Raw genomic sequence first — 19,904 nt, 5'->3', positions numbered from 1 at the left:
GAGTTTCTGCTGTTGATTCTACTAATAAACTATTTCTTCTGCGGTGCGCCCTGTGCGGGTGGCATTCCTATCTGTATCCGGCCGCTGTCACGCAGACGCTGGAAACCTTCTGTGATCACTTTATCACCGGCCTGAATACCGTCCATGATCACGATCTTATCGGCAATCTTAGGTCCAAGGTGTACTTTCTTTTGTACAGCGATGGTATCTTTTGCCACGAACACAAAGTATTCGCCCATTTGTTCGGTAACAGCTTTATAAGGCAGCAGCAAACGATGGCCGGACTGCTCGTTGAGCACCTGTAATACGCAGCTCATACCATCTTTCAGTTGATTTTCCGGGTTGGTGAATTCAATTCTCACCTTCACGGTAGCCGTCTGATTGTCTACGCCACGATCGATGGCCAGTATACGGCCGCCATGTTGGTACATGGTGCCATCAGGCAGTTGCAGGCGGAAAGTGGAATCACCGGCGCCGATGCTTTTACCCTGCATGGCAGCGAAGCGGGAAAGGTCTGTTTCGTTGATCACAAAATCCACTGCGATCGGATTTTCGCTGGAGATGGTATTCAGCAGAGTGGTACCGGGACTTACCTGTGCACCCAGCCTTACCTGGGAAATACCGATACGGCCGGTGAACGGCGCTTTCACGAGGGAATAGTCCAGGTCTGTGCGTACGGCAGCCAGATTGGCTTCTGCCGCGGCGAGCGCACTGCGTGTGGTTTCCAGCGTAGCTTCTGCATTATCCAGTATCTGACGGGCTACCGCATCCTGTTCGGCGAGGCGTTTGTAACGTTCGTCATCTTTTTTAGCCCTGTTATAGTTGGCCTTCGCGCTGGCGATATTAGCTTCTGCCTGAAGATAGGCAGCCTGATATTTACGGCGGTCTATTTCATACAAAGGTTTTCCCTGCTGCACAACTTCTCCATCCTTAAAGAAAATACCGGTGATAAAACCTGCTACCTGAGAACGCAGTTCTACATTGTTCAGTGCGGTGACGGTAGCGGGGAATTTATCATAATAAACGGCCGGCGCTTCGGATGCCTCCGTAATATTAACCGATGTAGGGGGCATGGCTGGCGCTCCTTTCTGGGCAGGCCCTTTACAGGCGGCGAAGCCCAACAGGCCGGTAGCGCTGATTAAGACAAAGTGGTTCATTTTTTTCATATCCGATCCGGTTACCATTTAATAATTAGCAGTTAAGGTTCCTAATGCTTTTTGCAGGTCTATCTTGCTGGACAGCACCTGGTACATAGCGTTGTAATAACTCAGCTGCGCTGTGCGCAGGTCTGTTTCTGAAATCAGCACGTCCAGGTACGTCTTGATGCCTTCCTTGTATTGCAGTTGCAGCATATTATAGACATCCTGCGCCATCGCCACGTTTTCTTTCAGGGTGTTGAAGTCGTTGAGGTTACTTTTATAAGTAGCCATGGCCTGTGCATACTGTGTGTTGATCTGGTTCTTCAGGGTAGCGAAATCCCAGTCCACGCGCTGTAGCTGCAGCTCGGCCATTTTAATATTATGTATCCGTTTGCCGCCCTGGAAAATCGGGAGCGACAGTTTCAATCCCAGCAGGGAGTTGGGATAATCGGTATTATATAGTTTGCTGAAAGTCTGGTTTTGCCAGACGAAGTTATAATTCACAAATGCTGACACAGCAGGCAGGAAGCTCCACTTATTGTATTGCAGGTTGGCTTTCTGCAGGCTCTGTTGTGTTTGCAGTTGTTGATATTCAATTCTGTTCTGGTAGTCAGCTGTCAGGGTGGTATCTGCTCCTGTCACCAGCTGCGCCATCTGTGCGGTATCATATACCAGCGGCACGTTACCGGCGCTCTCCGGATAGCCCATCAGTTGTTTCAGGTAGACCTGTTTGGCCGTGAGCAGTTCACGGGCAGATTTCTGTTGTGCACGCGCGTTGTTCAGGGAGATGGTAGCGCGCTTAAAGTCGATCTTGTCTACCGTACCACTCTCATACTGATTACGGGCATCTTTCAGGCTGCGTTCCAGCCGGATGATGTCTTCATCCAATACCTGTATCTGCTGGCTGTTCAACAGAATGTCATAATACGCTTTGCTGACATCGGCCACCACATCGATCTGATTGCGGACGGTGTTCTGTTTGCTTTGTTTTCGTACAGCCTTGGCCGTATTAGAGGCCAGCAGCAGGTCGCGGGTAAAGATGTTCTGGTTAAGCCCAAATCCGGCGGTGGAAGTATTGGCTACGCCCACTTTGGTGGCATTACCGCCAAAGATGGAGGTGGGCAGCTCCATGTAATGCTGGAGGTTGTAGTCCAGGTTGATCTGGGGGTACCAGTCGGCCAGCTTGCTTTTGACGGTCCGGTCGGTGATGGCTTCATCGATCTGTGACTGTTTCAGCACAGGCTGATGGGCCAGGGCATACCGGATACAATCCTGCAGCGTGGCGCTGGTTAAAACAGAATCAGCAGGTTGCTGCGCATACAGCGGTGGCGATAACATTATCCCACAGGCAGCAGCCAAAAAGTAAAATGCTCTTTTCATAAAAGGCTTTTGACATTCAGTTCTTCATTGTACCAATCGTGAGCATGAAATATCAGCAGGCGAACCTGTCACGGACCATTCATGCTCCATTAATGCTAAAGATTTCCTCTGCACATAGTCACACATGATAGTAATGACCACTACATGCTGCAATCGCAGGAAAACAGGTAGGCTTGATAAAAATTGCTGGTTATTCAGGTTACACCGTGGCATAGCCCACAGGCGGGTTTTTCACCTTTTGAACAACATCCGACAACAGCGAAGTAGGTAGTATAACAGTTGATCTGTTACTTAGGTAAAATTAAAATTGAGGCGCTAAGATAACCTTCTCTAAACAAAAATCCACCCATTGGGTGGATTTTAACAATTGATTGAAATTCTTCTCCGGTCATCCTTTATTACGACCGCTGAAAATATGTTTCTCTGCATGATAGGAAGATCTTACTAACGGTCCTGCTTCTACGTAGTCGAGTCCCATGTTATAACCGATCTCGCGTAATTCAGCAAATTCATCCGGGTGAACGAAGCGGACTACCGGCAGATGTTTGGGTGTAGGCTGCAGATACTGGCCCAGTGTTACCACATCGCAACCATTATCGTAGAGGTCCTGCATGGCCTGCACCACTTCTTCTTTGGTTTCTCCCAGTCCGAGCATGATACCGCTCTTAGTGCGCATGCCTCCTTCTTTCAGGCGGCGGATCACTTCGAGGCTACGGTGGTATTTGGCTTGTATCCTTACCTGTTTGGTGAGGCGTTCTACTGTTTCCAGGTTATGGGAAACGATTTCGGGCGCCACATCGATGATACGCTGCAGGTTCTCCCATTGGCCACGGAAGTCCGGAATGAGGGTTTCCATGGTGGTTTCGGGGTTCAGTGCCCTTACTGCGTTGATGGTATTGGCCCAGATAATGGAACCACCATCTTTCAGCTCGTCCCTGTCTACGGAGGTGATCACCGCATGTTTTACCTTCATGAGGTAGATAGCTTCCGCCACACGCTGCGGCTCATCAAAGTCCACGGCTTCCGGACGGCCGGTGGCTACGGCACAGAAACCGCAGCTACGGGTACAGATATTGCCCAGGATCATGAAAGTGGCCGTACCGGCGCCCCAGCACTCGCCCATATTGGGACAGTTGCCGCTTTCGCAGATGGTATGTAATTTATGGGTATCTACCAGGTTTCTTACCTGCTTGTAGTTCTCGCCTATCGGTAACTTAACGCGCAGCCAGTCTGGCTTCTTCACTCTGGTGGTGGCTGGTTCTGCTGCTATAACGGGTAGTTCTTGCATCGTTAACTCCTTTCTTTAAAAAAACAAAGTTAACACTTATCTCCTATTCCAGCGCTTACCAAATTGCAAGCTAACATATGCATTAAAAAACAACTGTTTATCTTTCTGTTCTGCCATAATCTGTATCTTTTTTGAATACATTTCGGCGTTCACACCTACCTCAAGGGCGCTGACGATCTCATTGAAATGGGCCCAGTCGAAACGGAGGCCGGCCCGCGCATGCAAACCAGGCACAAAGTCCAGGTCGCTCCATCCTTTGCCAAATCCGGCAGCACCAATGATCTTGTCTTCTTTGAGGAAGTTATTATTGGGGTCATTGACGTCATATTTCACCTCTTTTTCAGGTCCCTCCTGGCTCTTCACGCGCAGATAGTAAGGTTTGAGCAGCCCGAAAGTGATGCCGCCATAATAAATAGCGTCTACTTCTACACCGTTTTTATTGGCTTTGCCGCCGATCAGGTAGCGCTGACCGATACCCAGCTTGGCCTGGTAGAAGTTATTCACTTTACCATATATAAAAGGCCTTTCGGTAAAAGAAAAGCCGCTGCCGCCATTGCCCTGGCGCTTGGTTTCTTTAGGGTCCTTTTTCTCTGCGAACTCAAACTGGAAATAATTCACCACCTTCCGGTTTTTGCGATAGCCCATCTCCACAAAGCCGGACCAGCCATCGGTATTCAAACGGGCACCTGCGGAAAAATCACGCTGAAACAGGTTCTCTCCCTCTTCCTGTTCCCGGAAAACAGAAATCCGCTTCAGTTTACGCTGTTCTTTCTCGCTTTTTTTCGGGGAGGACGTAGATTCCCGGCCTGTTGTCTGTGCGTACAACCCGCCGCTGATGGTTGCTAAAAATAGGATGATGTATAATTTCTTCACAGTGAATGGGCTATTATTGTAATAAATAAACGCTTGAACAAAGGTATTGTTATATTAATATTACAAACGTACCTAATTTTTTTTGAGTTTGCCAGGCCATCTTCTCCGGTCTTCCTGATCTACTAAAAATACACTTATTTTACGGTTGATATCAAACAGCAAAAACATCTTCTAAAATAAAAAATTATGGCAACAGCTGAAATTATCTATAACGGCGATCTGAGAACCACCGCTACGCACCTGAAGTCCGGCACTGTGATAGAAACCGATGCCCCGGTTGACAATCAGGGCAAAGGAGAACGTTTTTCCCCTACCGACCTGGTAGCCACCGCCCTGGGCAACTGCATGCTCACCATTATGGGCATCAAAGCCAGAGACAACAACTGGAATATCGAAGGCACCAAAGTGACCGTCACCAAGATCATGGGCACAGAGCCACGCCGCATCACCGGTATCACCGTGGTTTTTGACATGCCGGCCGGCCATAACCTGGGCGAAAAGGAAAGGACCATCCTGGAAAGAGCCGCCCACACCTGCCCGGTAGCATACAGCGTTCATCCGGATATTAAACAGGATATAACCTTCAATTGGTAGTTTTTCACGCAAAGGCGCTAAGCAGCAAAGACGCAAAGATGATATAAGCGAGCAGAGAAAGCAAAGGAGCGGAGATCAAATCTGATCTCCGCTCCTTTGCTTTCTTACAATTCTTATTTAATCCTTTGCGTCTTTGCTGCTTAGCGCCTTTGCGTGAACTCCCGCTGCGTGAGTATTCGCGTTCCCACCGCGCATTCCAGACATCTCTTCTGCTCACAATAATACTGCTTCAGTTCCAGCATGGCCTGAGAGCCTAATGCCTGTGCAGGCGCCACCCCCAGCTGCTCCCACTCCCGGATGACATGATTGTCTTCCGGCGGCAGTTCCTGTAATAGCGTCAGCGCCAGCTCCTGATAGTCTGGCTGTTGCCCGTACCGGCCATACAGGTGCATCAGGGGTAGCACACTATTGATCAGCACCGCATGCAATGCCTGTCGCCCTGGCTGGGAGGCCCGCCGGACGGGGCGTTCAAACCGGTAGTGCGTATGCCAGTACGGTGAAGGGGGTACGAAAAACAGCTGCTCCAGCTGCCGCCCGGCGGCCACTTCCAGCATAGCCGAAAACAGGCGCCTACTGCGTTGCAGCAACGCCGCCAAAGCAGCGATACGCATAGACGGGAACGACGAGGGCCGCATCCGCAGCCACCGCCAGCCATGTGCCGGCAAAGGCTCCAGCCGGTGCTGCTGCCGCAGCTGCCGGTATTCCTGCTGTAACTGTAAAGGATATACGTCAGAGAATACATCTTCCAGCATGCCGGCCTGACCGAACAGCAGCGCTTCTGTCGCCAACGGGCGGTCGTGGTACTGCTGCAATAACCGGTAGGGCAGCGACTGTGCCAGCGCCAGAAAAGCCGGGGCGTTGACCGGCGCGCCGTAGCTGCGGGCCACCGCCCAGTAGCAGGTCTCCTCCCAGTCGTGCCGGTTCACCGACAGCCAGTGCAGCAGCTCCCGCTGGCGCCGCTCCCAGCGCTCCGCCAGCAGCCGGTCCTGCCACGACGTCCACACCAGCGGCGGCACCCTGCCGGCATGGGCGCTACAGGGCACAAAAGCGGCCGACTGCCGCAGTTCTTCATAGCGCTGTAGCAACAGATTGGAAATATAGGGCTGCAGCTCCAGGCAGCGTATATGTCCGCCGATACCGGCTGGCAGGTCGTGCACATATACCACATGCAGGATGATATGCCCGTATTGCGCATTGCCGGCATGACCATGGCGGTACCAGTCGGACGACCGCAGATGCAGCTCCACCGGGCCTGCCCATAAAACAGGACCGATTTTTATCCGGGCGCCTGCAAAATCAGGACCGCTGTGATGATTATGGGTACCAGGGCTGATCACCTGTACAGATTCTCCGGTAGTAGTTACCAGGCCTTCCTGCCGGTATAGCCGGCACTTCCAGATATGCTGGAATAGCGCTTCCGAGAGCGGGGGGTTAACGTGCATAAGATATGGTTGGTCAGTAAAACAATGTTCCTAAAGATAACGAAACACCATCTGCCGGAAAATAATTTTATCGGTCAAATTTGGAAAATTGATAAAACTGCTATTACCTTTGCACCCAGTTCTTAACATCACTTATCCAGAAAGGCGGAGGGACTTGGCCCTGCGATGCCTTAGCAACCTTTCCAAACCAGCAATGGTCGGGAAAAAGGTGCTAATTCCTGCCCCGGTGTACCGGGGAAAGATAAGTTGGCAGAGATAAATCTTCACCAGATATATAATTGATTAATAGCTCTTCCAACACCCGGAAGGGCTTTTTTTATGCCTTCTCCCGCCCACTTCCTGGAAATAAGGTTGTTAAAATAGATTTTTAATGATAAAGTTGCACGAAACTGCGTGACCTTCGTGACATCATTAAAATTTTATTAACATGAAAACAGCTACACAACTGATTCATAGCATTCCGGTAGACGAACTGACAGGCGCCATTTCAGTGCCTATCTATCAGACGTCCACTTTCGTGCAGGAATCACCGGGCATCAATAAGGGTTTTGAATTTTCGCGGGCCAACAATCCCACGCGTAAAGTGCTGGAAGAGCTCATCTGTAGCCTGGAAGAAGGATATGCCGGCTTCGCCTTCGCCAGCGGCATGTCTGCCATCGACGCCGTACTCAAACTGCTGAAATCCGGCGACGAGATCATGGCCGTGGAAGATACCTATGGTGGCATCTTCCAGATCTTCAACCACATGTTTGAACGCTTTGGCATCAAAGTAAATTTCGTGGACACCAGCAACCTCGACAAGGTATTGGCCGCTATCACGCCCAAAACCCGCATCATCTGGCTGGAATCCCCTACCAATCCTACTTTGCGCGTGTCTGACATTAAATCCGTCAGCAAGATCGCCAAACAACATAATATCCTGCTGGCGGTAGACAATACCTTCAGCACCCCGCTGCTGCAACAGCCACTAACACTCGGCGCCGATATCGTTATCCACAGCGCCTCCAAATACCTGGCAGGCCACTGTGATGTGATAGCCGGACTGGTAGTGGTGAACTCAAAAGCACTGGCCGACCAGATACGGTACAACCAGAACATCTCCGGCAGCATCCTGAGCCCATTTGAAGCATGGCTCACCATCCGCGGCATTGAAACACTCTACCTCCGGTTCGAGAAACAATGCAGCAACGCCAGCGCCATCGCCAACTGGCTCGCCACCCACCCGGCAGTAGACAAAGTGTTCTACCCCGGACTGGCCACGCATAAAAATCATCACATTGCCCGCAAACAGCAGAAGAACTACGGCGCGCTCGTTAGCTTCTCGCTCAAAGCCGACAATATTAAGAACGCCATCCGCATCGTCAACGCTACCAAGCTGTTTAAACTCGCGGAAAGCTTCGGCGGCGTGAAAAGCATGCTGGCCCACCCGGCCACTATGACACATCGCACCATACCGGAAGAATTCCGGAAAAAAACAGGCCTGCAGGACTCCTGCATCCGACTCTCCGTAGGGATCGAAGATGCAGAAGATCTTATCAACGACCTGAAACAAGCGCTGGATAAATTAAACCATCCGGCCGGCAAACAAATCACTGTTTTACAATAGCTGTCAGCCGCCCCCACGGCTACTTCGCCAGGAACGCTGACAGCACCAACCAATTATGAACTAAAGTATGGAAAACAAGATCATCAATCTGGGTATTTTCGGTTTCGGCGTAGTAGGCCAGGGTCTGTACGAGGTATTGAACAGGACCAAAGGTATTAATGCACGTATCAAAAAAATCTGTATTAAAGACCCCAACAAATCAAGACCTATCGACAGTAGCTATTTTACAACGGATAAAAATGAAATCCTTGAAGATCCTACTATCGACGTAGTGGTGGAACTGATCAACGATACAGAAGCCGCTTTCGACATCGTGAGCACCGCCCTGCGCAACGGTAAAGCGGTTGTCAGCGCCAGCAAACGCATGATTGCCGAAAACCTGCCGGCACTGTACGAACTGCAGTCCGCCAATAAAGTACCTTTCCTCTACGAAGCCTCCAGCTGCGCTTCCATTCCCATCATCCGCAACCTGGAAGAATACTACGATAACGACCTGCTCAACGCAGTGGAAGGTATCTGTAACGGCTCTACGAACTATATCCTCACTAAAATATTTGAGGAAAACCTCAGCTTCGAAACCGCCCTGCAACAAGCGCAGGACCTGGGTTTTGCCGAAACAGACCCTACCCTCGATATCGAAGGCTACGATCCGAAATTCAAACTCGTGATCCTGCTGCTCCACGCTTTCGGCACCTTCGTGAAACCCGAAGAAGTATACAACTTCGGTATTCACCACCTCAACGATTTCGATATCCAGTTTGCCAAACAACGCAACTGTACCGTTAAACTGATCGCACAATGCCGCCGCCAGAACGGAAGCGTATTCGCCTACGTACTGCCACACCTCGTGAAAGAACATAACCTCCTCTACGATGTGTACAACGAATACAACGGCATCCTCCTCGAGAGCGCATTCACCGACAAACAGTTCTTCGTGGGCAAAGGCGCCGGCGGCACCGCTACCGGCAGCGCTGTACTGTCAGACATCTCCGCCCTGCTTTACAATTACCGTTATGAATACAAAAAAATCAAACAGAATAACCAACCCAATTTCACCAACGATGTGAAACTGAAAGTGTACCTGCGCTACAAAACACCCGATCAGGTAGACCTGGCTGAGTTCTTCAACATCTCTGAAAAATATGAATCACCTGAGTGGAGATATGTAGTAGGTACCATCAACCTGCAAAAACTGAGAGAAGCAGGCTGGCTGAAAAAGAAAGACGTTAACCTGTTGGTCCTCGAATAAGACATTGGTGCCAAGGGCACAACCAACCACTTACAATGGGCCAATCCTTTTTGGATTGGCCTAATTTATTTCGGCGTCCCAGGGCTGAAGCCCTGGGCTACCTTTGTTGTTCAATTTCTTGCTGATGAAGAAGCCTTTCTCCCGGCCGTGAATAATATTTAAGCTAAGGCATTATTCAATTCCCTTCTGATGAAGGAATCCATATCAAAATGTAGCCCAGGGCTTCAGCCCTGGGTAATCCGATTAAGCTCTTCCGCCACTTTGCTGACAGGCAGTCCCATCACATTATAAAAACAACCATGGATACTGTCGATGCCTACTGCGCCAATCCATTCCTGGATAGCGTATGCACCGGCTTTGTCGTATGGTTTGAAGTTATCCACATAGTAGGTTACCTGTTCGGTGGTGAGCGGCTTAAAATGTACGGTAGTGGTCTGGGAGAAAGCTTTTTCACTGCCGTTGCGGCGGATTACCACCCCTGTGATCACCCGGTGTTCACGGCCACTGAGCGCCGTCAGGATACGTATGGCATCATCGCGGTCTTTGGGTTTGCCGATGATGATATCGTCGAGCACCACTACGGTGTCTGCTGCAATGATGACTTCTTCCGGTTTGCAGAGCGCCATCACGGCGGCCGCTTTCTGCTGCGCGATATGAACAGGAATCTGTTCAATCTCCAGTCCGGCAGGGTAAGTTTCCGCTGTTTCCACCACTCTTACTTCAAAAGGAATACCCGCCTGTTCCAACAATTGTTTTCTGCGGGGCGACTGGGAAGCCAGCACCACAGGAGCGCCTTTGTACATTTTGATATTTTCGTGTTTTGTTATTTTGATATTTATGATGCTACAGATAGCATTTAAAAAATATCATAGATAAAATTCCGGTCAGCATTACCCATTTTACCACGGAGCTGACCCGGTGATAATGTTCCGGGAGATGGGCTTTCCTCAGCAACGTGTAGGCATATACGCAGGGGACCTGTACCAGCAGTACCAGATAGGCGATAGCGATGTACCAACCCAGCAGCCATACCCTTACCTCCACGGCAATGATGGTTACCTGCAAGGCCAGCAACAGCATATTACACAGTCTTTTGGCCGGTAGCACGCCCCAGATGATGGGAATGGTACGGCAACCATCTTTGCTGTCGCCGATCATGTCTTCCAGGTCTTTCACTACTTCCCGTACCATGGAGATGATAAAGGCGAACAACGCATATACGCCGATGATCTGTATCAGTTTACGGCCCGTAGGCGACAGGATGGCTTCAAAGCTTTCGTAGATCTGTTTCTCGTAAAAGCCCACCACTGATACCGACAAGGCGGTCAGCAGAGAGATGACCACATTACCGATCAGCACCTGCCGTTTGAAAGAGGTAGAATAAAACCAGAGCAGCAGGGAGCAGATCACCTGTGTAAAGCCCAGATAAATCTGACCCGTTTTCCAGGCCACCATAAAACCTAGCGACACGCCAGCCATATTAAATATGGTATGCCAGGCCATAGCCCAGCGGCGGCTGATGATTTTGTCCAGCACCATCTTGTCCGGTTTATTGACAATATCGATGTTGATGTCAAAATAGTCATTGATGATATACCCCGCAGCAGCAATCAGTACAGTAGAAAGGCTCAACAGCACGAACTGCACTACCGACAGGGAGGGTTCTTCACCGCTGCTGTGCAACACCGGCTCCACCACGCAATACTGTAACAGGAACTGGGTAAGGGCAATATAAATGAGGTTGGGATATCTCACCAGCTTAAAAAACGCAGCCCAGAGCTTCATAGTGTTCTGTTTATTATTTCGATGCAATGCCTTCGTCCATCAGCCAGTGATTGTTGAGCTTCAGGACTTTTTCTATTACTTCCCGTACACAGCCTTGTCCGCCTGCTACCGGGGATACATACCGGGAGATGCTTTTGATCTCGCTGGCCGCATCAGCAGGACAGGTAGGCAGGGCTACGAGCTGCATCACCTGATAGTCAGGGATGTCATCGCCCATGTACAGAATTTCCTCCCAGGTGAGATCATGCTCAAACACATAATCCCGGAGTTTTTCTTTTTTATCGTGTATGCCGGTATAGATATCGGTGATACCCAGGCCTTGCAGCCTGCTGACCACACTCTCCGATTTTCCGCCGGAGATGATGACCACCCGGTATCCCTTTTTCACGGCCAGTTGTAAGGCGTAACCGTCTTTGATATTCATTTTGCGCGACATCTCCCCGCCGGGCAATAACTGCAGTGTGCCATCCGTCAGTACCCCGTCCACATCCAGTACGAAAGTGGTAATGGGCTTGAATAAAGCTAGTACGTTCATCCAACAAATGTAATTACGAATTACGAATAACGAATTACGAATTTAGAAGCCACTCACGATACATTGCTTTATTTTATTATAAATCAGGGCTGTATAGCAGCCAAAATTCGTAATTCGTAATTCGTAATTCGTAATTCGTAATTCGTAATTATTATTTATGGTGTAACTGGTAGATCGCTTCGCTCATCACATCGTATACCCGTTTCAGCTGTTCGTTGCCGGCCAGCAGGGTACGGTGCAGTTCCATGGTTGTTTCATCGTTGCGAAGCGCCGGACCTGTTTGCACTGTTTCCGGGGCATACCTCTCCAGCCGGTCAAACGTCTCCTTAATAATAGGTTGCAGCAGGGAGAAGTCGAGCTGCTCCCGGTCGCAATACGCTTTCGCTTCCGCAAAAAGGTGGTTGGTGAAGTTATTGCACAGCACTGCGGTGAAGTGGTACTTCAGGCGCTGGTCGGAATCGGCGACGGTGATACGGGAGGCGATACTGCCGGCTACGGCCTGAAGGCGTTTCAGCACATCGTCATTGCCTGCCTCCAACATAATGGGTATGGGCGGGTAATTTTTGAGCTCTTTACGGATAGACTGTAGCGGGTACAGTACCCCGGTGTTGACCGATATCCGGGAGATGGCGCTCAGGGGCACGGCGCCGGCGGTATGGGCCACGATCCGTTTGCCCAGGCGGAGCTGATCATTCAGTTCCGGGATGGCCGCATCGCTGACCGCCAGCAGGTACACGTCTGCCTCCATATTTATATCCATCAGATCTGTGGTGAAAGTGGAGTTCAGCATTTCCGACAGCTCTCGGGCATGTTCAGGATTGCGGCCTACCACCTGCTTGATCTGGTGGCCATGCAGTTTTAACAACTGTCCGAAACAATGGGCCACGTTTCCGGTACCGATGATTACTATATCCATAAACTAAAAATACGAATTACCAACTATGAATGGCCAATTACAACAGACGAATTATGAATTAAGCTGTTCTGACAGGGACGGTTACCAATAACCCTTTCAATCAAATTGAAATATTTAATTATATGAAAAACTTTAAATGGGCAGGTTTCTATATAATAATGGACAACAAAACCGGCCTCATTCATAATTCATGATCCGGAATTCGCCATTGGTAATCTGTAATTCGTAATTTTACCAAGGGGCCTTATTTTTTATTTTGAAGGACCTTTTATATCATTGCAAAATTCTATTAGTATTTATTTTACGATTTTTTACGTATTTAGCAGCATATTAAAGAAGCATACATGGCAAAAAATTTAGTTATAGTAGAGTCCCCGGCAAAGGCCAAGACCATTGAAAAAATTCTGGGCAAGGACTTTGAAGTCAAATCCTGCTTCGGGCACATCCGTGACCTGGAGAAGGACGACATGGGTATAGACATCGAAAATAACTTCAAGCCTAAGTATGTAATACCGGAAGACAAAGAGAAGGTGGTGAAAGATCTCAAGAAGCTGGCGAAGGAAACCGATGAGGTTTGGCTGGCAACGGATGAGGACCGTGAAGGGGAAGCCATTTCATGGCATTTGTGCGAGGTATTGGGCCTCGATCCGAAAGAAACTAAACGTATCGTATTCCACGAGATCACCAAACCGGCCATCGAAAACGCTGTACAGCACCCGCGCAAGCTGGACATGGACCGCGTAAATGCACAACAGGCCCGCCGTATCCTCGACAGGATCGTGGGTTTTGAGCTTTCTCCTGTATTATGGCGCAAAATGAGCATGCGTAACTCCCTTTCTGCCGGCCGTGTGCAGTCTGTAGCGGTACGCCTGATCGTGGAAAGAGAAAGAGAAATCAACGGTTTCACTGCCGTAAGCACTTTCAAGGTAGAGGCATGGTTCACCGGTAAAGACATCAACGGTAAAAACATCTCCTTTAAGGCCGAAGGCCCCAATAAATTTAAAACAGCGGAAGATGCAGAGAAGTTCCTGAAGGAATGTGTCGCTGCGGTCTATTCCGTTAAAGATATACAGGTAAAACCCGGCAAAAAGTCACCTGCCGCCCCCTTCACCACTTCCACCCTGCAACAGGAAGCCAGCCGCAAACTGGGATACAGCGTGTCTAAAACTATGCTGCTGGCCCAGAAGCTGTATGAAGGCGGTTTTATCACCTATATGCGTACTGACTCCGTGAACCTGTCTGACACAGCGGTAACGGAAATCGAAAAAGCGATTAAAACCAGCTTCGGCGATCGCTACCATCAGTTCCGCAAATTCAAAAACAAAAACGAATCCGCTCAGGAAGCGCACGAAGCGATCCGCCCTACCTACATGGAAAACTCCACTGTAGACGACAGCGATACCCGCAAACTGTATGAACTGATCTGGAAACGTACCATCGCCAGCCAGATGGCTGACGCTGAACTGGAAAAAACCATCGCTAAAATCAATATCTCCACCAACAACGAAGAACTGACCGCCAGCGGTGAAGTATTGAAATTTGACGGCTTCCTGAAAGTATATATGGAAAGCCATGACGATGAAGATATCAACGAAGACGATGCACAGGAAGGGTCACTGCCGCCACTGGCCGTGAAACAAACGCTGGACCTCAGAGAAATGAAGGCCACCGAAAGATTCTCCCGCCCTGCGCCACGCTATACAGAGGCCAGCCTCGTAAAAAAACTGGAAGAACTGGGAATCGGCCGCCCGTCTACCTACGCTCCCACCATCACCACCATCCAGAAAAGAGGATATGTGGAAAAAAGAGACAAGGAAGGCATCAAAAGAGAATTCCGCATTCTGGTACTGAAAGCAGATAAAATCAGCCAACAGACCGAAAGTGAAAACACCGGCGCCGAAAAATCCAAACTGTTCCCTACCGACCTCGGCATGATCGTGACCGACTTCCTCAACCAATACTTCAATTCCGTGATGGACTACGGTTTCACCGCTAAAATTGAAGAAGAGTTCGACGAAATCGCCCATGGCAAGAAGGTGTGGAACAAAATGCTGAAAGAGTTTTACAAGCCTTTCCATAAAGATGTGGAAAACACGCTGGAAAACGCTGAACGCGTAAAAGGTGAACGCCAGCTGGGCATCGAAGAATCTACCGGCAAACCCATCGTGGCCCGCATGGGACGCTATGGCCCGATGATCCAGATCGGTAAGGTGGAAGACGAGGAAAAACCCCGCTTCGCCAAACTGAAAGCTACCCAGAGCATCGAAACCATCTCCCTCGAAGAAGCGATGGAGCTGTTCCGTCTGCCCCGCAACCTTGGACAGTTCGAAGATTCAGATGTGATCATCAACATCGGCCGCTTCGGTCCATATGCACAACACGACAAGAAGTTCTACTCCCTCAAAAAGGAAATGGACCCTTACACCGTGGAACTGGACGAAGTAGCGCCGCTCATCGTGGAAAAAAGAGCTGCCAAAGACGAACGGACCATCAAAATATTTGAGAAGGAAAAGATCCAGATACTGAAAGGTCCTTACGGCCCCTACATCAAACAGGGCCTGAAGAACTTCAAGATACCGAAAGAGAAAATTGACACCGCTGCGGACCTGACCGTGGAAGAAGCCAAAGCCATTATCGAAGAGGCCAAAGCCAATCCGCCTAAGAAAAAAGCGCCGCCACGGAAGAAGAAAGCTGAATAACCCGTAACCGGGCATATTACACTGCGTATGCACGAAAACAAGGAAATAAACGCATTGTTCCACCTGCTGGATGATCCGGACCAGGAAGTATTCGACACCGTTGCCAGCAAAATTCTGCTGTACGGCAAGGAGATCATTCCCAATCTGGAGAATTTATGGGAGAATACCGTGGATGAATCCATACAGGAAAGGATAGAGCTGCTGATCCATCGGGTCCATTATCAGGACCTGCAGGCAGCTTTGCGTGCATGGAGTTTATCGGAGCTACAGGACCTCATGCAGGGCGCCATTCTGGTGGCCCGCTACCAGTTCCCCGATCTCGTACCTTCTCAGGTGCTCAACGAAATAGAACGTATTAAACGTAATATCTGGCTGGAGCTGAATAACTACCTGACGCCGCTGGAAAAGATCAATGTGCTCAACAGCATGATCTATAATTACTTCGGACTAAAAGGGGAAGAAGTGTCCTATCAGCGGAAAAATCAGTTTTTCATCAATCAGGTGATAGAATCCAAAAAAGGGAATCCCGTTACCAACGGTATCATCTATCAGAGCCTGTGCGCCATGCTGGACCTGCCGGTATATGCGGTTAATATCCCGCGGCAGTTTATCCTCGCTTATTTTGATACTTTCATCGATTTTGATGAACCTGTAGAGCCGGACGACCAGCGCATCCTGTTCTTCATAGATCCCATCCAGGGCCAGATCTACACCCAACAGGATGTGGATACTTACCTGAAAAGGGTTTCCGTACCATCTGTTCCTTCCTATTTCAAACCTCAGTCCAACAAACGCATCATTCAGTTTCTGCTGGAAGAATTAGCGAAATGTTTCCGGGATGATAAAGACGCTTATCGTCAGGATGAGCTGAGCAACCTGGCATCGCTGCTCGAAGAATAACATCATTTGTTCATTTAGTCATTTTTTTATTTAGCTATTAAGACCGTAGCGATTTAATTAAATGATTAAATAAAAAAATATCCAAATAGAAAAGCCGGTCACATTCGTGACCGGCTTTTCTATTCTTGCAAGAATTGATATTATTAGCAATAATATTCGCTTACTTAGCAGGAGTTGCAGCAGCAGCAGAATCAGCAGCAGGAGCGTGAGCAGCAGCAGAGTCAGCAGCAGGAGCTACTACAGCAGCAGAATCAGCAGCAGGAGCTACAGGAGCAGCGTTCATTGTGTCTACAGTAGTAGCAGTAGAGTCAGCAGCAGGAGTGCTACCACCGTTACAAGCTACGAAGAACATACCAGCTGCGATTGCAAATACAAATACTTTTTTCATTTTCAGTTTGTTTTATTTTTTTAAAACCGCGGCAAAGGTATTGAATAATTTCAGAATACAAAATCTATTCATTCCCTTTTTTTTCGGCTATTTTTTCCGGAAAAAGATCTTCACGGGCACCCCGCTGAAGTTGAAGTTGGTACGGAGCTGGTTTTCCAGATAGTTCCTGTACGGCGTCTTCACATCATCAGGCAGGTTACAGAAGAACGCGAACGCTGGTGTGTGTGTAGGCAGCTGCGTTACATATTTAATACGGATAGGCACCCCTCTTACTACCGGCGGGTGGTACGCTTCAATTGCTTTCAGCATCACCTCATTGAGGCGGGCCGTCTGTACTCTGCGCAGGCGGTTTTCGTATACTTCCAGCGCTGTTTCGATGGCTTTGAAGATACGCTGCTTTTCCACTACGGAAGTGAAGATGATGGGCACATCAGAGAATGGCGCCAGGCGGTTCTTCAGTTCCTTTTCGTAATCGCGTGCCGTGTTGGTGCTTTTTTCCACCAGGTCCCATTTGTTGACCAGCACCACTACGCCTTTACCCTTGCGGGCAGCGAGGCTGAAGATGCTGAGGTCCTGCGCGGTGATACCTTTTTCAGCATCCAGCAGCAGCATGACCACATCGGCCTCATCTACCGCTTTGATGGCGCGGATCACGGAGTAGAACTCCAGATCTTCATTCACCTTCTGTTTGCGGCGGATACCGGCAGTATCGATCAGGATAAAGTCTTTCTGGTACATATTGTACCGGGTATGAATCGTATCGCGGGTAGTGCCGGCGATATCGGAAACGATGTTACGGTCGGCCCCTACGAGCGCGTTGAGCAGGGAAGACTTACCCACATTCGGTTGGCCGATGATGGCGATTTTCGGCACATCAGCTTCCAGGTTCGGGTCGTCCATATCATCGGTGATATGGGACACTACGGCGTCCAGCAGTTCGCCGGTGCCGCTGCCGCTCATGGAAGAGAGGAAATAAGTGTTATCGAAGCCGAGGCTGTAGAATTCGTTCGCTTCCAGCTGACGCTGGGCGTTATCTACTTTATTCACCACCAGGTATACTGGTTTGGAAGTACGGCGCAGCAGGTTGGCCACATCAGTATCGAGGTCGGTGATGCCGGTTGTCACATCGGTCATGAAGATGAGTACGTTAGCCTCATCCATGGCCACTTTCGCCTGTTTGCGGATTTCCCGCTCAAAAACATCATCGCTATTGGTCACAAACCCACCTGTATCGATCACGTTGAAAGATTTGCCGTTCCAGTCGGCGATACCGTACTGACGATCGCGGGTAACACCGCTCTGATCGTCCACGATAGCGCGGCGCTGTTCCAGCAAACGGTTGAACAACGTTGATTTGCCCACATTCGGGCGGCCCACTATAGCTACTGTAAATCCAGCCATTTTAAATTAATTACGAATTACGAATTACGAATTACGAGCTTCATTACGAGTTACAGACGACGAATTACTTCCTAATTCGTAATTCATAATCCGTAATTCGTAATTTAATATCCATATTCTTTCAGGTACAAGTCATTATCCCTCCATTTGCCGCGTACTTTCACAAACAGTTCGAGGAATACTTTGCGTTCGATGAATTTCTCGATGTCCTGTCTGGCCAGGGTGCCCAGCTCACGGATGGATTTGCCTTTCTCTCCGAGGATGATGCCTTTCTGTGTTTCGCGGGTAACGATGATCTCCGCTGTTATTTTCGTCAGTGTTTCCTTTTCCTGGTACTGTGTAACGATCACCGTAGTATGATAAGGGATCTCTTCTTCAAACAGCTGGAAGATTTTCTCCCGGATCATCTCTGCCACGAGAAAACGTGTAGACTTGTCCGTGAGGGTATCGTCCGGATAGAAGGCGTTGCCTTCGGGCAGCAGCGCTACTATTTCCTGCATCAGTTCTTTGATACCTTTCTTCTGTCTGGCAGAGATAGGTACGATCACTTTCGCTTTGCCCCATGCTTTGGCTTTCTCCACGAGGGTGTCCATATCCTCTTTGGAGAGGTTGTCCATTTTGTTGAGGATGAGGATGGCCGGTACTTTGAGCCGCAGGGAGTCGAACAGTTCAAGGTTCTCTTCCAGCGAGTCTTTCGCGTCCATGATCAGCAAAGCTACGTCTGCATCTTCCAGCGCGGATTTCACCGCACCCATCATTTTCTCGTGCAGTTTGTATTTCGGGTCGATGATACCCGGTGTGTCCGAGAATACGATCTGATAACCGGGCTCGGTGATGACACCGGTGATGCGGTGTCTGGTGGTTTGCACTTTAGGGGATATAATAGCGAGCTTTTCGCCGATGATGGCGTTGAGCAAGGTACTTTTCCCCGCGTTGGGCTTACCGAATATGTTTACAAAACCTGCTTTGTGCATGACGATCTAATAAAGGCTGTGCTGCTTTTTCTCTACTCAAACTTACGGAAATAAAAAAAGCCGAATTTCTTCGGCTCTTTTTGGTCTCTTTACCAGCGCTGATGCGCTTTTTTTGTAGCGAGGAGCGGATTCGAACCACTGACCTTCGGGTTATGAGCCCGACGAGCTACCTCTGCTCTACCTCGCAATGAGGGTGCAAAGATAGTATTAATTTCATTCGCACCAAAACTTTTTTCAAAGAAATTGAAAAAGCCAACCATAACTGGTTGGCTTTCATATTGGAATGCATGTTTTTTAGAAGGGCAGGTCATCGGCGGGTTGTTCTTCTACCAGCTCCTGTTCCGGAACGGCAGGGACTTCTACGGGAGCGGGACGGCGTCTTTCATCGTCCTTACGGCTGAGCAGCTGCAGGTGGTATACCCGAAGCCTGACGGCTGCCGCGGGCTGGTCGGCCTTGGTAATGTACCCTTCTACCCTGAAGCCGCCCTCCACATACACCAGTGTTCCCTGATGCAGGTGCGCTGCCATCACTTCGCGGTTCCACAAAGAGCAGTCCACCCAGGTGGTACGTTCTTCCAGTATCCCGTCACGGTTACGGAAACGCTCATTCACGGCCACCGGAAAATTGAGCACTACCTGGCCGTTCACTTCTTTCCTGACAACATCCCGGCCCAGATGACCGATAAACTGAAGTTTCATCATCTCATAAAGATTTAATGGTTAAAAATTAAATAC

The 19,904-nt window shown here is 49.3% G+C and carries 17 protein-coding genes, 1 tRNA gene, 1 pseudogene and 1 riboswitch; of the genes and pseudogenes, 5 read left to right on the top strand and 14 right to left on the bottom strand.

The window, feature by feature from the left end; translation table 11 throughout:
• Window positions 1-29: 29 nt before the first annotated feature.
• The 4 genes from ICL55_RS26650 to ICL55_RS26635 form a co-directional block, all read right to left on the bottom strand.
• Window positions 30-1,166 (bottom strand): efflux RND transporter periplasmic adaptor subunit, encoded by a 1,137-nt coding sequence (locus tag ICL55_RS26650; RefSeq protein ID WP_188103325.1) that lies wholly within the window; start codon window positions 1,164-1,166, stop codon window positions 30-32.
• Between the two features lie 18 nt (window positions 1,167-1,184).
• Complete coding sequence (locus ICL55_RS26645; protein ID WP_188103323.1) at window positions 1,185-2,519, bottom strand: TolC family protein; 1,335 nt, start codon at window positions 2,517-2,519, stop codon at window positions 1,185-1,187.
• A 388-nt stretch (window positions 2,520-2,907) separates the two neighbouring features.
• Window positions 2,908-3,807 carry a lipoyl synthase gene (gene lipA, locus ICL55_RS26640; protein ID WP_168869667.1) on the bottom strand — a complete coding sequence of 300 codons (900 nt, stop codon included), beginning with the start codon at window positions 3,805-3,807 and terminating at the stop codon, window positions 2,908-2,910.
• Between the two features lie 36 nt (window positions 3,808-3,843).
• Window positions 3,844-4,680: a hypothetical protein gene (locus tag ICL55_RS26635; RefSeq protein WP_188103320.1), complete on the bottom strand. Its 837-nt coding sequence runs from the start codon at window positions 4,678-4,680 to the stop codon at window positions 3,844-3,846.
• A 186-nt stretch (window positions 4,681-4,866) separates the two neighbouring features.
• Here ICL55_RS26635 and ICL55_RS26630 point away from each other — a divergent pair, with 186 nt between their 5' ends.
• A complete protein-coding gene (locus ICL55_RS26630) occupies window positions 4,867-5,274 on the top strand; it encodes an OsmC family protein (RefSeq protein WP_188103318.1) in 408 nt (135 codons plus the stop codon).
• A gap of 314 nt (window positions 5,275-5,588) precedes the next feature.
• Here the strand turns inward: ICL55_RS26630 and ICL55_RS26625 are convergent.
• A pseudogene (locus tag ICL55_RS26625) lies at window positions 5,589-6,716 on the bottom strand (DUF2851 family protein); the annotation flags it as partial.
• Window positions 6,717-6,845: 129 nt separating this feature from the next.
• Window positions 6,846-6,964, top strand: a riboswitch (SAM riboswitch).
• 179 nt (window positions 6,965-7,143) lie between these two features.
• On the opposite strand from ICL55_RS26625, the gene ICL55_RS26620 reads away from it, so the two are divergent.
• Both ICL55_RS26620 and ICL55_RS26615 read left to right on the top strand, forming a co-directional pair.
• Window positions 7,144-8,322: a trans-sulfuration enzyme family protein gene (locus tag ICL55_RS26620; protein WP_188103314.1), complete on the top strand. Its 1,179-nt coding sequence runs from the start codon at window positions 7,144-7,146 to the stop codon at window positions 8,320-8,322.
• A gap of 67 nt (window positions 8,323-8,389) precedes the next feature.
• Window positions 8,390-9,571, top strand: coding sequence for a homoserine dehydrogenase (locus tag ICL55_RS26615; RefSeq protein ID WP_188103312.1), 1,182 nt, complete (start codon window positions 8,390-8,392; stop codon window positions 9,569-9,571).
• A 224-nt stretch (window positions 9,572-9,795) separates the two neighbouring features.
• Here the strand turns inward: ICL55_RS26615 and ICL55_RS26610 are convergent, their stop codons facing one another.
• The 4 genes from ICL55_RS26610 to ICL55_RS26595 form a co-directional block, all read right to left on the bottom strand.
• A complete protein-coding gene (locus tag ICL55_RS26610) occupies window positions 9,796-10,374 on the bottom strand; it encodes a Maf family protein (protein ID WP_188103309.1) in 579 nt (192 codons plus the stop codon).
• A 40-nt stretch (window positions 10,375-10,414) separates the two neighbouring features.
• Complete coding sequence (locus ICL55_RS26605) at window positions 10,415-11,383, bottom strand: geranylgeranylglycerol-phosphate geranylgeranyltransferase (protein WP_281392606.1); 969 nt, start codon at window positions 11,381-11,383, stop codon at window positions 10,415-10,417.
• The gene (locus ICL55_RS26600) at window positions 11,370-11,891 is read right to left on the bottom strand and encodes a KdsC family phosphatase (RefSeq protein WP_188103305.1); all 522 of its coding nucleotides are present in this window, start codon (window positions 11,889-11,891) and stop codon (window positions 11,370-11,372) included. Before ICL55_RS26600 ends, ICL55_RS26605 begins: the two co-directional genes overlap by 14 nt.
• 151 nt (window positions 11,892-12,042) lie before the next feature.
• Window positions 12,043-12,807 (bottom strand): Rossmann-like and DUF2520 domain-containing protein, encoded by a 765-nt coding sequence (locus tag ICL55_RS26595; RefSeq protein WP_188103303.1) that lies wholly within the window; start codon window positions 12,805-12,807, stop codon window positions 12,043-12,045.
• Window positions 12,808-13,151: 344 nt separating this feature from the next.
• Between ICL55_RS26595 and topA the strand changes: the two genes are divergently transcribed.
• A complete protein-coding gene (gene topA / locus ICL55_RS26590) occupies window positions 13,152-15,506 on the top strand; it encodes a type I DNA topoisomerase (RefSeq protein WP_188103300.1) in 2,355 nt (784 codons plus the stop codon).
• 27 nt (window positions 15,507-15,533) lie between these two features.
• Window positions 15,534-16,406 carry a transglutaminase-like domain-containing protein gene (locus ICL55_RS26585; RefSeq protein ID WP_188103298.1) on the top strand — a complete coding sequence of 291 codons (873 nt, stop codon included), beginning with the start codon at window positions 15,534-15,536 and terminating at the stop codon, window positions 16,404-16,406.
• 160 nt (window positions 16,407-16,566) lie between these two features.
• On the opposite strand, the gene ICL55_RS26580 is transcribed toward ICL55_RS26585, so the two are convergent.
• The 5 genes from ICL55_RS26580 to ICL55_RS26560 form a co-directional block, all read right to left on the bottom strand.
• A complete protein-coding gene (locus ICL55_RS26580) occupies window positions 16,567-16,794 on the bottom strand; it encodes a hypothetical protein (protein ID WP_188103296.1) in 228 nt (75 codons plus the stop codon).
• An 87-nt stretch (window positions 16,795-16,881) separates the two neighbouring features.
• The gene (gene der / locus ICL55_RS26575) at window positions 16,882-18,195 is read right to left on the bottom strand and encodes a ribosome biogenesis GTPase Der (protein WP_188103294.1); all 1,314 of its coding nucleotides are present in this window, start codon (window positions 18,193-18,195) and stop codon (window positions 16,882-16,884) included.
• Window positions 18,196-18,299: 104 nt separating this feature from the next.
• Complete coding sequence (gene era, locus ICL55_RS26570; RefSeq protein ID WP_188103292.1) at window positions 18,300-19,169, bottom strand: GTPase Era; 870 nt, start codon at window positions 19,167-19,169, stop codon at window positions 18,300-18,302.
• Between the two features lie 115 nt (window positions 19,170-19,284).
• A tRNA-Met gene (locus ICL55_RS26565) sits at window positions 19,285-19,356 on the bottom strand.
• Window positions 19,357-19,463: 107 nt separating this feature from the next.
• Window positions 19,464-19,871 carry a single-stranded DNA-binding protein gene (locus ICL55_RS26560; protein ID WP_188103290.1) on the bottom strand — a complete coding sequence of 136 codons (408 nt, stop codon included), beginning with the start codon at window positions 19,869-19,871 and terminating at the stop codon, window positions 19,464-19,466.
• Window positions 19,872-19,904: the final 33 nt, after the last annotated feature.

The sequence above is a fragment of the Chitinophaga varians genome (assembly GCF_014529945.1).
GTDB classification, from domain to species: Bacteria; Bacteroidota; Bacteroidia; order Chitinophagales; family Chitinophagaceae; genus Chitinophaga; species Chitinophaga varians.
This window is presented reverse-complemented; position numbering and strand designations above follow the sequence as displayed.

Coding starts and splice junctions, on each gene's coding strand:
- ICL55_RS26645 (WP_188103323.1), bottom strand. CDS start 2,519: ATGAAAAGAGCATTTTACTTTTTGGCTGCTGCCTGTGGGATAATGTTA.
- ICL55_RS26630 (WP_188103318.1), top strand. CDS start 4,867: ATGGCAACAGCTGAAATTATCTATAACGGCGATCTGAGAACCACCGCT.
- ICL55_RS26610 (WP_188103309.1), bottom strand. CDS start 10,374: ATGTACAAAGGCGCTCCTGTGGTGCTGGCTTCCCAGTCGCCCCGCAGA.
- ICL55_RS26585 (WP_188103298.1), top strand. CDS start 15,534: ATGCACGAAAACAAGGAAATAAACGCATTGTTCCACCTGCTGGATGAT.
- ICL55_RS26620 (WP_188103314.1), top strand. CDS start 7,144: ATGAAAACAGCTACACAACTGATTCATAGCATTCCGGTAGACGAACTG.
- der (WP_188103294.1), bottom strand. CDS start 18,195: ATGGCTGGATTTACAGTAGCTATAGTGGGCCGCCCGAATGTGGGCAAA.
- ICL55_RS26580 (WP_188103296.1), bottom strand. CDS start 16,794: ATGAAAAAAGTATTTGTATTTGCAATCGCAGCTGGTATGTTCTTCGTA.
- ICL55_RS26615 (WP_188103312.1), top strand. CDS start 8,390: ATGGAAAACAAGATCATCAATCTGGGTATTTTCGGTTTCGGCGTAGTA.
- ICL55_RS26595 (WP_188103303.1), bottom strand. CDS start 12,807: ATGGATATAGTAATCATCGGTACCGGAAACGTGGCCCATTGTTTCGGA.
- ICL55_RS26650 (WP_188103325.1), bottom strand. CDS start 1,166: ATGAAAAAAATGAACCACTTTGTCTTAATCAGCGCTACCGGCCTGTTG.
- ICL55_RS26600 (WP_188103305.1), bottom strand. CDS start 11,891: ATGAACGTACTAGCTTTATTCAAGCCCATTACCACTTTCGTACTGGAT.
- lipA (WP_168869667.1), bottom strand. CDS start 3,807: ATGCAAGAACTACCCGTTATAGCAGCAGAACCAGCCACCACCAGAGTG.
- ICL55_RS26560 (WP_188103290.1), bottom strand. CDS start 19,871: ATGATGAAACTTCAGTTTATCGGTCATCTGGGCCGGGATGTTGTCAGG.
- topA (WP_188103300.1), top strand. CDS start 13,152: ATGGCAAAAAATTTAGTTATAGTAGAGTCCCCGGCAAAGGCCAAGACC.
- era (WP_188103292.1), bottom strand. CDS start 19,169: ATGCACAAAGCAGGTTTTGTAAACATATTCGGTAAGCCCAACGCGGGG.